This is a genomic window from Methanobrevibacter sp. (assembly GCF_045126245.1).
GTDB lineage: Archaea > Methanobacteriota > Methanobacteria > Methanobacteriales > Methanobacteriaceae > Methanocatella.
Genome location: NZ_JBGVOG010000116.1, coordinates 1 through 14,135, shown reverse-complemented (window position 1 = coordinate 14,135; position 14,135 = coordinate 1). Strand labels below are relative to the sequence as shown.

Here is a 14,135-nt window from a genome sequence, read left to right as displayed (position 1 = left end):
CAATCTACATATGCCTTATATAAAAAATATTCAAAAATTACATTATGCCTTTTAAAAATAATAATCACAAAATCTTGATTCTAAAATTACAATATGCCTTAAAATTAATAATTCTAAAATTTCAAACCGTTTACAAAATATTCCCGACTTTTAATGATTCCTCTTATTTTCAACCTCCAGAAAAATTTTTTGATTGGTGGAGAAATCTTCAATATTCCCACCAATTCAGATAAATGAATAATTATACGTTCAAGTACTCATCCCTTTCATAATCGAATACCTGTATTCTATAAGCATCCCATTCAGCCCTTTTAATAGTATAGAACTGATTGAATACTTTTTGCCCAAGAGCGTTTATGACTACTTCATCCTCTTCTAATGAATGGTATGCCTCCCATAAACTTGTTGGTAAATTATTAATTCCTTTTTGGGCAATTTCATCTTCAGAAAATGCAAACAGGTTTTCTTCAGTTGGTTCACCAGGGTCAATTTTATTATCCATACCGTCCAGACCTGCTTCAAGCAATACTGCAAATGCAAGGTAAGGATTACATGATGGGTCGGCGGATCTGCATTCAATCCTTGTGCCTAATCCACGGGATGCAGGAATCCTTAATAATGTTGACCTGTTTTTAAAACCATATGCTATGTAACATGGTGCTTCGTAACCAGGCACCAAACGTTTATAAGAGTTAACTGTTGGAGATAAAATTGCTGATAGTGCAGGAGCATGTTTTAACAAACCTCCAATGAAGTATAATGCTTCCTGTGATATTTGATTTTCAGTATTTGGGTCATAGAAGATATTTTCCCCATCTTTGAATAGACTCTGATTACAGTGCATTCCACTACCATTAATTCCAAGGAATGGTTTTGGCATAAATGTTGCTTTGAAACCTAAGTTATTGACAACTGCTTTAACAGCCTCTTTAAATGTTATGACTGCGTCAGCTGTTTTTAAAGCATCAGCATACTTGAAATCGACTTCGTGCTGTCCAGCTGCCACTTCATGGTGACTTACTTCAACATCGAAATCCAACTTTTCTAAACCCAGTACAATCTCTCTTCTGATGTCAGTACCCTGATCCAATGGTTCAACATCAAAGTATTCCGCTTCATCTGCAGGAACATATTTTCCATTTTCATCCTTCCTTATAATGAAGAATTCAGGTTCAGGACCCATATTAAATTGATATCCTCTTTTTTCTGCTAATTGCAATGATTTTTTAAGAACACCTCTTGGATCCCCGTCATATGGTTTTCCATCAGTAGTGAAAATATCACATATGAATCTGGCGGTACCCTGTACCTCCGGTCTCCATGGAATTGTTGAGAAGGTTCCAATATCCGGTTTTGCAAGTAAATCACTGTCATTAATTGAAGCTAAACCTGCTATTGATGAACCGTCAAACAGCAATCCGTCATTTACAATATCTTCGACATCACTTGCTTTTTTAAGAGGCACAGCCATACTTTTAGGTAATCCATGAATGTCGGATAGCTGTAACTTCAAAAATTTTATATCATTTGCTTCGATTGTCTTAATTACTTGGTCTAATTTGTTATCTTTTGCTGACATTTTTTCACATCATTTTTTGACTACATACGCCATTAGTTTATATAATAAAAGTGGAAAACACTTTTGACTAAATGAATTTAATTAAATACATTGTCGGAAGGAAACTTCCTTCCGACTAATAGTTATGTTGGCATTAATATATAAATGTTTTGAAAATAGAAAAAATGCAAACTAAAAATTTATTTTTTATTTTCATGATTTTCCGGATATCCTATAATACAGAGTCATAATGATGGCTTTTGTTCAATATCGGCATATTTTATACTATTTCACATGTTTATTCAGATTCACAATACTTTTCTAGCTCATTTAACTTTAAAATAATCAAATTGAAATCTCAATTTTTTTGAAATGCATATCTTTAAATAGTATAAAATACCATTATTGTATATCGGAACAATGCTTCCGGCATATTACTTCCGATATAATTACTAAATTTTAAAAAATAAATTATTATAGAGAAGATAAAATGGATATAATATTTAGTGCAGGAGACACAGCATGGGTACTCATTTGCAGTTTACTCGTACTTTTAATGAGCATTCCCGCTGTTGCATTTTTTTATGGAGGATTAAGTAAACGTAAAAATGTTTTAAACACAATTTTTTTAACTTTCATTGCATTTTCAATTGTAAGTGTAATTTGGGTGACATTCGGTTATCAATTTGCATTTGGTAATGACGTTTCAGGTCTTATCGGATCACCAACAAATTTCTTCTTGCAAGGAATTGCATTAGATGATTTAACCGGAACAATTCCAACATTATTATTTGTGATGTTCCAATGCGCATTTGCAGGCCTGACTGTTGCCCTTATTTCAGGAGCATTAGTTGGAAGGATGAAAACAAAAGCATGGATAATATTTACAATTTTATGGGCTTGTATAGTCTATGTCCCTGTAGCCCATTGGGTATGGGGAGGAGGATGGCTAATGCAATTAGGAGCACTTGATTTTGCAGGAGGTGCTGTAGTTCACATGAACTCCGGAGTAGCTGCACTTGCCGTTGCATTAGTATTAGGTAAAAGAAAAGACACATCCCTTATTCCGCACAACTTAGGATATGCTGTTCTAGGTGCGGCATTACTCTGGTTCGGATGGATGGGATTCAATGGAGGATCAGGCCTTGCAGCTGACGGACTTGCGGCAAATGCCATCATAGTATCTAATGTTGCAGCAGCTACTGGTTTAATCGTATGGACTTCATTAGATACATTCATTGTTGGAAAACCAACAGTGCTGGGAGCAATTTCCGGAGGAGTTGCAGGTCTTGTAGCAATTACCCCTGCAGCAGGATTTGTCAATGTTCCCGCAGCAATAATTATTGGTGGAGTGGCTCCATTTGTATCATACTTTGCAATATACTACCTAAAAGCAAAACTCGGATACGATGATGCTTTGGATGTATGGGGAATTCATGGAATGTCCGGTGTTTGGGGAGCACTAGCAACAGGAATCTTTGCGGTACCTTCCGTAGGCGGAGTTGCAGGATTAATTGCAGGAAATCCTAACCAGGTGGTCATTCAAATAATAAGTATTGTCGCCACTCTAGGATACTCATTTATAATAAGCTTTATACTTGCTAAAGTTCTAGATAAGGCATTAGGTGGAATAAGAGTAGAAGACCATGAAGAAATCGGAGGTCTTGATGCAAATCTTCATAAAGAATCAGCATATAATCTTAACTAGGTGTAAAAATGAAAAGTATAGTTGCTATCATTAGACAAGAAAAATATCAGGACGTCAAAAAGGCCCTTTTAGATGTGGGCTGTGAAGGTATGAACGTCACTGAAGTAAAAGGGCGAGGAAGCCAAAGAGGAATTAGGGAAACTTACAGAGGATCCAGTTACTGTATTGATTTGATTCCAAAAACACGTATTGAAATTGTTGTCAAGGATGAAGGTGTAGACACTATTGTAGAAGCAATTAAAAAAGGAGCATACACTGGAAATATTGGAGATGGAAAAATATTCATTTATCCAATCGATAACGTGATTAGAATAAGAACTGGCGAAGAGGGAGATAAAGCAGTGTAGCTATGCCATTTACAAATTTAAAAAATTAATATTATGAAGTGTATTCACTTCATTATTTTTTTATTTTCTGTTAAAGAATGTTAAACTCTTTTTTTAAAAAAATTTCCCCATATATGCAATTGATGCTGATACTATTATTGCAAGAAGCGTTGGGCCTAAAACAATCGAATCTTGAAATGTTGCCAGTTGATATATGATAAAACCCGCAAACCATGCAAATATATTCCATTTTGAAAGACCATCATTATCCATATTCAAATAGAATGAAACCGATAAGACCGCAGCCATTGGAGCAAATACTGATGCAATAAGATAAAGAAAGCTAATATAATGACCCATAATACCTAATATTGCAATAACCGCACTTATAAAACTTACAATTGCTCCTACGATTTTTGGATTGAACTTATGGAAAATAGCTTTAGCGGATTCTCCTGCAGAATTGGCTGCAAGAAAGTTAGTTGTAACAGTTGAAAGAACCATAATTATTACTCCAGGAATTCCAAGATTTGCAAGAAGAATTGCCTGTGCAACATTATTGAGACCCATACCTGCAATTTCTATTCCAATAAAATACATCCAAAGACTTGCTATAGTGTATGCTACAGCAGAAACCGCAGTGGCATTAATCGGTTTTTCCACATCCTTTGTGTAGTCTGAAATAACGGGCAGCCATGAGATTGGCATGGCGATTGAAATTTCAAAAATATTCCAGAAGTCAAGAGCTTTAGAATTAGCTAAAACACCCTGCGCACCATTAACAAAGTTCATTCCAGAAGCATCAAATCCATATAATCTGACAGTCAATATTGCAAGAAGCATTGTAAGAACCATCATCACGATTGCCGTAACTTTCGATGAACGTTGAAGGCCCACATAAACCCAAAGGGCTATAAATATTGCAAATAGCATGCAAATTAACGGGAATGAAATTTGAGGATCCAATCCTGATAAAGCCGATGCACCCTGAGCGTTCAATACAGCTATCCATGCAACCAGCTGCAAAACATTCAATGAGGCAAAAAACTTAGATCCATATCTGCCAAAAGTTGATTCAGTTGTCTCCATTGCATTTTTTCTAACGCTGGCACCTATATAACCCACTAAAAAGAGCATTATTCCGCCCAGCAAATGTCCCAGTATTAATGGAACCCACAATGAGTTTAGAGATGAGGCGGTTCCAATCTGTATTCCCGCTTCAATTTCGGAAACTGAAATGGCAACTCCAAACCAAATAATTCCATTTGTAAAAATTCCAGTACGATTCTCCATATTATTTTTCCTTAAAAGTCATAGTTAATATTTTATCCGCCTGCCAAAATGGTTTTAGTTCCTTCTTTTGAAATCTCTTCCTTTTTAAACTCAACATCAAATTTAACGCTTTCAATTACTTCTTTTAATGCTTCAAGAGTTTCATTTCTATGAGCGCCTAAAACGGCAACTAAAAATAATGTGTCTCCTGTGTAAAACTCGCCAACATAATGAACAACAGAAATTTCATGAACATTATATTTGATTTTGGCATTTGCAACTATCTTTTCAATTTCTTTTAATGTTTTATCAACATTTGGAGTAGATAAAATTAACTTTTCCAAATGCATGTTTTCATCTTTTCCACGCACCATTCCCTCAAAAGTTAAAATGGCTCCAGAATAGTCAATTTTGCTGTTTTTTTTCAAATCAGCAATTAAATCAGCTGTTGTAACTTTATCTTCTTTTGCCTTTATAACCTTTACTACCATTCAAAATCACCTCTTCATAAATAAAAATAAATAATTTAGCATAATCTATATGCTTCATAAAATATTCAATTTTTAATTTGGATATCCGAAAATATCACAATAGTTATATTTTAAAACTTCCAATATATAAATATAACAATAATTAACATTTTAAAGAGAAAAAAGATAGGTGATAAAAATGCCAACAAGATACATAGGTGATGGATATTGGGAAATTGCATCCCGTCAAATGAGTATAGTAACAAGAAGCGAACAAGAAAGATTTAAAGAAGCCAAAATCACAGTAATCGGCTGTGGAGGAATCGGTGGTGAAACCATTGAAATGCTTGCAAGAATGGGTATTGGAGAACTTGTTCTGGTCGATAAAGATGTGTTTGACCTTTCAAACTTAAACAGGCAAACTTTAGCATCAATAAGTGATTTGGGGCTTGACAAAAGTGCCGTTGCCAAAGAAAAGGTAAGATTAATAAACCCTTATGTTAAGGTCACTACATTCAATGAACATGTTGATCAGACAAACATAGACAAGGTAATCGGCGACTCCCATATCGTTATCGATGCACTCGACAATGTTTTAACAAGAGTAATTGTTTCAAGAGCTGCAAAAGAAAAAGGAATTCCATATATCCATGGAGCGATACATGGAACATTAGGGCAAATTACAGTATTCCTGCCGAACAGCGAAAAAACATACGAAGAGATGTTTAACCTTCCATCATTGGGTAAAGACTTGACAGAAGAAACAATTGAAGCTTTAAAAGGAGTGACCTCAGGAGTCCCGCCGGTTATCGGACCTACTCCAAACTTGATTGGATGTCTTGAAGCTTTTGAAGCTTATAAAATAATAACTGGAGTCGGCAAAGTAACCGTTGCTCCAAAAATATTAACATTTGATTTATTGGATTTAAGTTCATTTTCATTAGATGAACTTTAAATCATCTATTTTTCTAAATTAACCCGTTCAGGTGATGTATAAACAGTAAATCTGTTATCCCGAACAAATCCAACCACAGTAATGTTACCTGAATTAGCCACATCAATGCCTGAAGATGCAGGTGCTGCATTTGAAATAATTATCGGAATACCGACTCTGATTACCTTAATCAGCATGTCTGCAGGCATTCTTCCACTATACGAAATATAACACTTGCTAAAATCATAACCCTCTTTCGCGGCAGCCCCAATAACTTTGTCAACAGCAACATGTCGGCTGACGTCTTCACGAATGATAATCTTATCTTCATATTTCAATTGAGCAACATGAACTCCCGCTGTCTTTTGCCATATTTTAGCTTCATCGGTCAAATGCTGAATATCCTTAATAATTTGGGTTGCATCAATTTTTAAATCTGAGGTGTTGGGCTCTATTGTTTTTAATTCAGACCTGATTCCACCGGCATTATCTGAGTTAACGCCTTGATATTCAAGCAATCTGCACACACAAGCATGTTCACAATTGCCCTTTCTCTCCTGAACAATACCTTCCTGTTCCAAATCCTCTTCGGGATCATGGCTAAGCTTTGTAGAAACTAATACATTGGTTCCATCCAGTTCAATGGAGTTAATATCCGAACAATCCTTAATCAAACCTTCACCCAGACAATATCCGACTGCAAAGTCCTTCAAATCCTTAGGATATGTTGAAAATTTACGTGGAGGCAGATAATCGATGAACAGATAAGTGTATTCATCATCCACACTGTTTTCCTTAATTGTTTCGTAGTTTCCATCTTCCCATCGGATAACATCAGTTTGTCTTATAAAATCCATTAAACCCTCTCCAATACATCTATTTGCCGAGCAATGCAATGTTTGAATATTTTTTTAATTCTTCAACATCATCTTGATTAGCATTTTTTATGCTGTCCATACTTGTTTGTTTATTGTTTTTGGACAATTCAACATGGGTATTGATGTATCCATTTTCCTTAATCAACTTTAAAAGTCTTTTACCATATGTTAAATCAGGATTTGCTATACGGTTAAGCATTAAACTTAAAGTGCTTGTCGCATCAATTCCCAAAACTTCACACATCCCATGAATTTCATTAATGATATCGGAAGCCCAACTTTTAAGAGTTACTTCCTCCCCATCCCTAAGCAACCTCATTGATTCAACATAGGCAGATTCGGCTGTTGCTTCCTCATTAAATTTGGCTTCTTTTTGCCAATCCTTATAATCAGACTCATCTTTAATGAACATATATATCAAAAACAAATGCAGGAATTTCATGTCATGTCTTACAAGACCGCATTTATAAAATGGATTAATATCCAATGTCCTTATCTCAATATATTCAATTCCATATTTTTCAAGGGAATTCAACAGTTCTTTGGGATTTTTTGGCTTTAATCTAATCTGAGTGTACAATTCTTTAGCTTCAGATAAATCGCCATCATCAATGAATTTATTTATGTCGCTTACAAACTCCTGAAGAGAATCATAAGATGGATATAGCTCCTTTAGGTTTTTATATCCACATGAAGCATTTCTAAATGAAGGCCCTCTTGTTGAGTAGAAACTTCCGTAATCGTCCTTTTCATCCATTAAATGAATGCAATCATTAGAAAATGTTTTGTGAGAACCAATTGAACATCCGGTCAAATATATTATTAACCAGCAATATCTCAGATAATTTCTAGCTATCTTTAAATAAACATTGTTTTTAAACTCTTTAAAAGTTAAATCAGAGCTTTCCATATCATATAACCTGTTTAAAAGATTATCTGAAAATGAGAAATTAAAGTGCACACCCGAAATCATTTGCTTTTTGACACCATATTTTTTTGCTAAATCTTCACGGTATTTTTGAGATGACTGTCCGTCTTCTGAATATTTTGCAATTGGAATTTGATCCCAATACGGCAAAATACATGGAATGGACTGAAACCAAAGATATTCATCTTCAGGCAGTGACGCATTCACGATATCAGACAGCAACGCAAAATTGTCAAAAGCCTTGTCAATTGAATCAAATGTTGGAGTTATTATTTCTATTTGGCTTTCTGAAAAATCAGTTGTTACAACCGGATTCGCCAGCTTATCCCCAAATACTTCAGGATGAGGAGTCAATGATAATTTTCCATCCTCTTTTGCTCTTAAACTCTCCCATTCTATTCCAAATGATCCAGCCAATATTTCATCTGCAGATAATTTTGATACATTTAATAAGTTCATTTCTCCTCCCGAAGATTATGGTTAGTATAATTCCCCATAATCCTTAATTATTTTTTCCAATTTCATTCCATTATGCATTGATGTAATTATGTTCTTTCCGGGATTGCTATGTTGTTTAATACGTTCATACAATGGATTTAAGAAAATTTCTTCACCGATTCCCCTTTCTTTAAGCCCTATGTTTGCCAAATCCACAACGTCCTTGGACAGTTTACATAAATCATTTCCATCAATAAAGACTGGAAGTTCGTCTTGTATAAGGAGCTTTCTAAGTTCTCCTGCAGTATATCCCTTATGATATATGACATTATCATTACCAATCAGTTCTTCAAGTTCATCAAGCTTTTCTTTGAGACCTAAATGAAATGCTGCAACAGACATGGAATCCCTAATCGGTTGAGTGCATACGCTTCTAAACTCAACAGTCCCCCTAAATGTTAGATTAATGAATTTAAATGGCCTTAAATATTTTATATCATCAATTTGCGGCTTTATTTCGATTTCCCTGTACTTTCCATTGCCGTATATTTCACCACAAACATAATCCTTTTTAAAGTATTCAAGAAGATTCATTGAAGGGAAGTTAATATATGCCCCATCTCTCATTACACAATAGATATTTAAAGACTCCAAATATGCTTCGAGATCATCAAGACTTTTAAAATCAACATCATACATTCCAATATTATGAGGATTTATGCCATGAGTCGAATACTCCCATAAAGCATCCCTAAAACATGTTACATGTTTATTTTCATCTACCAAAACTGAATTGGAGAATAGTAACGCTTTTATAGGTTCAATTTTTGAAAATACATTGATTGTTTTTACTAATTCATCTTTATATACATCCAATTGGACCTGTGAAGCAGATGAAAACATTCCATACTCCGGATAATCATGGAAATGCATCGGAACGTTCCTATAGTTATTAAAAGATTTAAGATGATGATACAGCATCAGATATCTTTCAGATGGAATCGGATGATTTTTATTATATTTCCTATATGGATTTATTCCCATCCCCGTTAATGTGTGATTAAACTCTTCAAAACATTCTTTTGTAAAAGCATAATAATCACAAAAACGGTCATATATTGAAAATAAATCTTTTTCCCTACCCATTGCAAATTCAATATTGTTATATGAACAATCATAGCAGAATATGTCATCATTATTGTTATTTTTAAGAGAAAAAATATTTCCATCATAATCAATACCCTCTTCTTCAAAGTCAGAGTATTGCCTGCGAAACTTATCAGTTACTTTGTGAACAACATCGAAGTCTACTGCAGTTTTATCCAGATTAATAATAGGAATTTCAATTTCAATACCTATGAAATTCTTTTTTTGTTCGGTAGGCTTTATGAATTCATCAAATAATTTATTTCTCACAATTTCTTCACTAAACATCCTTATCAACCTGATTAATAGATTCTAAAAAATCTTCAATAGCTTTTTCATGTTCTTCTGTTAATATGAACTCATTTTGATGCTCTTCACTTTCAAAAATGATATTTCCATCAATTAAAGCGAACAATTTGTTTAATTCTACAGGTTTCCAACCCTCATCATCCGTCAGTGGAGTTGAAGCCACTAAAAATCCTTCATCATTTTTCAAGTAATAAAGTGAATCCCTCATGTTTGAATGAATATAAGTCATGTCCCCGTCGTAAATCATCAGATTAATCTTATTGTTCTTAGATAAATCAACGACAATATCATTTAATAAATTAAATCGCTCCTTTATAGTGGATAAACAGCCTTTATTTTTTTCATACTCGTTAACTTTATCTATGATGTATAAAAGTATTCTTTCTGAATCCGTATCTCCACTTTCCTTATCTTTGTATTCATCGAGTTTCGGATAATCGAATATGGTTCCATTATGAATCAACAACCAAGATCGATTATTATCATCAAATTCTGTGAAGGGATGGCAGTTGGGAGAAATTATTTCACCCACAGTGGCCAGCCTAATATGAGCAAAAACATTTTTTCCAATAACAGGATGGGATAATATATTTTTTAAATGTTGGCTGCATGTTGCTTTTACTGGTTCTTTATCTATAACAAATTCATCGGATTGTATATTGGCCAATCCCCATCCATGTGGATGTTCTTCAGAGTGATTATAAAAGCATTCCAAACAGTTATTTATTTGTTTTGGCGTATTTGAATTAAAACAAAAAATTTCACACATATATTACCCTCCCCTTATTGGATTATCACAATTGTTATATTGCAATAACAGTTGTTATATATTTCATATTATTTAAATATTTTCAAAAGTGAGAAGCATAATAAAAATAAGTTAGCCGAAATTAGAAAAATAAAGAGTATAAAAAAAAGAAAAGGGGCAATTAGATTTTAAAGAAATCTTTAGCCCAACTTACATGGTGTTTGTAATTTTGAACCGCTTCGTCATATGTTTTAGGTTCCTGAGTTCCATCTGAATTTTCTGCATCAGCAGCATTTTTGGCTAAATTTTCATCTATGTCATCTATAATTGATGAAGCTTTATCCCGAGCTTCAAAAAGCATATCTATTGCATCACCCACACTAATATCATGGGATTCTAGCAGTTTCACTTTTTCAAGTTGCTCATCATTCAATTCAATTTCCATCTTATTCATGTTATCTCCTCTAATAAGTATTAAGTACAAATAGTATCTATTTTGTAATTAAAATAATTTTCCAATTTATATTAAGTGATTGTATTATTATTTATGTCTTTTTTAAAGCATCTGTCCACTTTAATCATTAATGTAATGTTTTGAGGCTATCGAGATATTCGCTAAATCCAAGTCCTTCAAACACTTTTTTGTTTTAAATCTCAACAGTTCCTTGAAGTTTAATAAAAAAGCTCAAAAAACAAAACTACTCAAAATAAACAAAAATATTAGTTCTAAAAAGTCAAAAAAAAATAAAAAAAGGATATTATGCTATATAAACATCCTCTGTATATTTATTAGTATTTGAAGTTCCGTTTGGTGTGAATTCTACGGTGATTTGATGTTGACCAAGGTACTCATCACCAATCCAGAATATTGGAGTGGACACATCACCAGCAGTAATTTCATTAAATACCAATTTACCATCAACATAAACTAATAAATGCCCATTTGTAAAATCAGAATCAAACAGGTTGTTAATGCCTTGAAGTCTCAATGCATCACCAGTGCTTACTACTACATTATCCCTAAGTCTTTGGACAAAATGCTGAGCAGTACTCTCGGCAGGCTGTGAAACAGGAGCATAAGAAGTGCTTGTTACAACTTCAGGCACATCACTTACTTCAGGATCAACAGTTTCGTTAGTAGCATTGGTTTCATTGCCTCCCATCAATTTCATTAAGATATCGAGAAGTTGTGATATATCGAAATCAGTGGTATTGTTTCCACCACGTCCGGTCATATTTCCAAAATCAAAGCCAGAACCATTTCCACCAAATCCGGTTCCATTTCCAAAGCCTAATCCAGTACCATTTCCACCAAACCCGGTTCCATTTCCACCAACTGTTGTTTTTTGTTTAGTGTCTTCAGTTTTTGTATTATCAGAAGTATCAGTATCTCCATTGTCTTGACTGTCGTCAGTTTGTTCATCAGCAGCAACTTCATCTACTGGACTGCTTTGTAGTGTAGCATCACTGGAATCATCAGTGAAATTTGATGCACTGAAAGCATTCATAGATAAAATTAAAATAATAAACAAAGCTAAAATATATTTTATTTTATTATCCAACATATGAATTCCTCCGTTTTTTTAATAATTAATAATAAATTTAATTGTATCCTCCTATTAACAGGAAATGTTTTTTAATCATCCTAAATGGAATATTTAATCCCTGAGATATTTGTAAATTAAATATACTCCAATAACCGCACTTAATACGAATCCTATAAATCCGATTGCAGAAATATCCCAAACTTTTGGACCTTTATCTGCCAGGATTGCGATAGATGAACCCACAAGCAATGCAGCTACAATCAGGGATATGGATAACTGATTTTTCAAATCATCCAAACCAGTATGGTTCATATTTAATTCCAGCTCACCTCTTTCAACCTTATCAAGAGTGCTGTTGAGCCTGTCAGGCAAGTCTTTTAATAAATGTTCGATTTCCACGATATAGTTAAATCCACCGCCGACAAGGTTTCCTGGTTCGAATTTTGTTTTAATCATGTCTTTAGCGAATTTTTCAAGTTCTCCTGTAAGATTGAAGTGTGGGTCTAATTTGTCTCCAGCTTCTTCAATGAGTATTAATCCTCTTCCAATCATTACAAACTCTCTTGGAAGAACAATATTGTGGTTAATCATCACATTCATCAAATCATCGAATATTCCGTCCATTTGATCCATATCAACGCCGATGTATGAGTTCAATAGGTCGTCAACATCTTCCCTGAACTCTTCAGTGTTCTGTTCTGGAGTGATGATTTTCATGTAAAGCAACTGATTGATTAAATGATGTGAATTACCATCCAAGAGAAGCAAGACTAATTGAGCGAAGTTTGAGCGGAATGTGTCGTTGACAACACCCATCATTCCAAAATCGATGTAACACAGTCTGTTGTCTCGGGTTACGAACAGGTTTCCTGGGTGTGGGTCTGCATGGAAAAATCCATCAATCAATACCTGTTTTAAGTATGATTGGCATCCGTATTGTGCGATTTCTGCATTGTTGATGCCTTCTATTTCATTGTCGTATAAATCAGTCACTTCATATCCGTCAATGAGTTCCATGGTTATGAGCTTTGATGAACAGTATTGAGGATATACTTCAGGAATTTTAATATAATCGACTTCTTCAAAGTTTTTTGTTATTTTACTAATATTTTTAACTTCTTCCATGTAGTTCAATTCTTTGAAGATTGACCTTTCGAATTCTTTTGCCATTGCAGGCAGGTTATATACCCTTGATCCTGAAACATGTTTGTCGACGGTTCCGGCCACTTTATTTAATACAACTACATCAGGTTTAATAACTTCATAAATGCCCGGTTTTTGAACTTTAACAGCGACATCCATGTCGTTTTCCTTTAATGTTGCCTTATAAACTTGACCGATTGATGCAGATCCGAGCGGTTCTTCATTAAATTCAGAATATACCTCTTCCAATGGCTGTCCGAGTTCGCCTTCAATGACTTGTCTTATTTCATCAAAAGGAGTTACAGGAGTATTGTCCCTAAGCAACTTTAAGTCATCAGCTATTTCATTACCGACCATATCCGGCCTTGTAGCTAACAATTGACCTAATTTAATGAATGCAGGACCCAATTCTTCCATTGCATATCTTAAATCTGAGATTTCAAAATCTTCATCATCTTTATTTTCTTTTAATAATTTTGCCAAGTGGTGCTTTTTTGCAACACCCATAATCTCATCAAAACGTTGCCTTGCAACTTTTTTATCTTCTTTTGCCATATGCTCAACTCATAATTTTAATATCAAATTTTATATTCAACAGTCAACCATCTTCACATATTTTAGTTTGAAAGTTTTGCCTTTTATTCACCTAAAAAATGTTATGACTCACAATTGAATATAAAACCAATTAAACATTAATATCTTTTAATTTACATTATATATAAATATAATT

13 protein-coding genes are annotated in these 14,135 nt (G+C 34.0%); 3 read left to right on the top strand and 10 right to left on the bottom strand.

Annotation, left to right across the window (positions count from 1 at the left end; all coding sequences use genetic code 11):
• Positions 1-241: 241 nt before the first annotated feature.
• Complete coding sequence (gene glnA, locus ACJMLZ_RS08515) at positions 242-1,579, bottom strand: type I glutamate--ammonia ligase (RefSeq protein WP_405305196.1); 1,338 nt, start codon at positions 1,577-1,579, stop codon at positions 242-244.
• A 469-nt stretch (positions 1,580-2,048) separates the two neighbouring features.
• On the opposite strand from glnA, the gene ACJMLZ_RS08510 reads away from it, so the two are divergent.
• Both ACJMLZ_RS08510 and ACJMLZ_RS08505 read left to right on the top strand, forming a co-directional pair.
• On the top strand, positions 2,049-3,266 hold the full coding sequence (locus ACJMLZ_RS08510; protein WP_405305195.1) for an ammonium transporter: 1,218 nt from the start codon (positions 2,049-2,051) through the stop codon (positions 3,264-3,266).
• Between the two features lie 8 nt (positions 3,267-3,274).
• The gene (locus ACJMLZ_RS08505; RefSeq protein ID WP_405305194.1) at positions 3,275-3,613 is read left to right on the top strand and encodes a P-II family nitrogen regulator; all 339 of its coding nucleotides are present in this window, start codon (positions 3,275-3,277) and stop codon (positions 3,611-3,613) included.
• Between the two features lie 93 nt (positions 3,614-3,706).
• Here ACJMLZ_RS08505 and ACJMLZ_RS08500 read toward each other — a convergent pair whose 3' ends face one another.
• Entirely contained in the window at positions 3,707-4,885 is a 1,179-nt protein-coding gene (locus tag ACJMLZ_RS08500; protein WP_405305193.1) for a cytosine permease, read from the bottom strand.
• 32 nt (positions 4,886-4,917) lie between these two features.
• Positions 4,918-5,355, bottom strand: a complete 438-nt coding sequence (locus tag ACJMLZ_RS08495) for a molybdenum cofactor biosynthesis protein MoaE (RefSeq protein WP_405305192.1) — start codon at positions 5,353-5,355, stop codon at positions 4,918-4,920.
• Between the two features lie 178 nt (positions 5,356-5,533).
• Here ACJMLZ_RS08495 and ACJMLZ_RS08490 point away from each other — a divergent pair, with 178 nt between their 5' ends.
• Positions 5,534-6,289, top strand: a complete 756-nt coding sequence (locus ACJMLZ_RS08490; RefSeq protein ID WP_405305191.1) for a HesA/MoeB/ThiF family protein — start codon at positions 5,534-5,536, stop codon at positions 6,287-6,289.
• Between the two features lie 5 nt (positions 6,290-6,294).
• On the opposite strand, the gene fdhD is transcribed toward ACJMLZ_RS08490, so the two are convergent.
• From fdhD to ACJMLZ_RS08455, 7 genes are all read right to left on the bottom strand, one after another.
• Positions 6,295-7,125, bottom strand: a complete 831-nt coding sequence (gene fdhD, locus ACJMLZ_RS08485) for a formate dehydrogenase accessory sulfurtransferase FdhD (protein WP_405305190.1) — start codon at positions 7,123-7,125, stop codon at positions 6,295-6,297.
• 19 nt (positions 7,126-7,144) lie between these two features.
• On the bottom strand, positions 7,145-8,533 hold the full coding sequence (locus ACJMLZ_RS08480; RefSeq protein ID WP_405305189.1) for a glutamate--cysteine ligase: 1,389 nt from the start codon (positions 8,531-8,533) through the stop codon (positions 7,145-7,147).
• Between the two features lie 21 nt (positions 8,534-8,554).
• Positions 8,555-9,946: a hypothetical protein gene (locus ACJMLZ_RS08475; protein ID WP_405305188.1), complete on the bottom strand. Its 1,392-nt coding sequence runs from the start codon at positions 9,944-9,946 to the stop codon at positions 8,555-8,557.
• Positions 9,939-10,736 (bottom strand): class II glutamine amidotransferase, encoded by a 798-nt coding sequence (locus ACJMLZ_RS08470; RefSeq protein WP_405305187.1) that lies wholly within the window; start codon positions 10,734-10,736, stop codon positions 9,939-9,941. The genes ACJMLZ_RS08475 and ACJMLZ_RS08470 overlap by 8 nt, the downstream gene beginning before the upstream one ends.
• A gap of 160 nt (positions 10,737-10,896) precedes the next feature.
• A complete protein-coding gene (locus ACJMLZ_RS08465) occupies positions 10,897-11,169 on the bottom strand; it encodes a hypothetical protein (protein WP_405305186.1) in 273 nt (90 codons plus the stop codon).
• A gap of 304 nt (positions 11,170-11,473) precedes the next feature.
• Positions 11,474-12,280 carry a hypothetical protein gene (locus ACJMLZ_RS08460; protein WP_405305185.1) on the bottom strand — a complete coding sequence of 269 codons (807 nt, stop codon included), beginning with the start codon at positions 12,278-12,280 and terminating at the stop codon, positions 11,474-11,476.
• 93 nt (positions 12,281-12,373) lie between these two features.
• Positions 12,374-13,960: an ABC1 kinase family protein gene (locus ACJMLZ_RS08455; RefSeq protein WP_405305184.1), complete on the bottom strand. Its 1,587-nt coding sequence runs from the start codon at positions 13,958-13,960 to the stop codon at positions 12,374-12,376.
• Positions 13,961-14,135 lie beyond the last annotated feature (175 nt).

Bases quoted from the DNA above. Each gene is read 5' to 3' on its own strand.
- fdhD (WP_405305190.1), bottom strand. From the start codon at position 7,125: ATGGATTTTATAAGACAAACTGATGTTATCCGATGGGAAGATGGAAAC.
- ACJMLZ_RS08475 (WP_405305188.1), bottom strand. From the start codon at position 9,946: ATGTTTAGTGAAGAAATTGTGAGAAATAAATTATTTGATGAATTCATA.
- ACJMLZ_RS08455 (WP_405305184.1), bottom strand. From the start codon at position 13,960: ATGGCAAAAGAAGATAAAAAAGTTGCAAGGCAACGTTTTGATGAGATT.
- ACJMLZ_RS08490 (WP_405305191.1), top strand. From the start codon at position 5,534: ATGCCAACAAGATACATAGGTGATGGATATTGGGAAATTGCATCCCGT.
- ACJMLZ_RS08505 (WP_405305194.1), top strand. From the start codon at position 3,275: ATGAAAAGTATAGTTGCTATCATTAGACAAGAAAAATATCAGGACGTC.
- ACJMLZ_RS08460 (WP_405305185.1), bottom strand. From the start codon at position 12,280: ATGTTGGATAATAAAATAAAATATATTTTAGCTTTGTTTATTATTTTA.
- ACJMLZ_RS08480 (WP_405305189.1), bottom strand. From the start codon at position 8,533: ATGAACTTATTAAATGTATCAAAATTATCTGCAGATGAAATATTGGCT.
- ACJMLZ_RS08495 (WP_405305192.1), bottom strand. From the start codon at position 5,355: ATGGTAGTAAAGGTTATAAAGGCAAAAGAAGATAAAGTTACAACAGCT.
- ACJMLZ_RS08470 (WP_405305187.1), bottom strand. From the start codon at position 10,736: ATGTGTGAAATTTTTTGTTTTAATTCAAATACGCCAAAACAAATAAAT.
- ACJMLZ_RS08500 (WP_405305193.1), bottom strand. From the start codon at position 4,885: ATGGAGAATCGTACTGGAATTTTTACAAATGGAATTATTTGGTTTGGA.
- glnA (WP_405305196.1), bottom strand. From the start codon at position 1,579: ATGTCAGCAAAAGATAACAAATTAGACCAAGTAATTAAGACAATCGAA.
- ACJMLZ_RS08510 (WP_405305195.1), top strand. From the start codon at position 2,049: ATGGATATAATATTTAGTGCAGGAGACACAGCATGGGTACTCATTTGC.
- ACJMLZ_RS08465 (WP_405305186.1), bottom strand. From the start codon at position 11,169: ATGAATAAGATGGAAATTGAATTGAATGATGAGCAACTTGAAAAAGTG.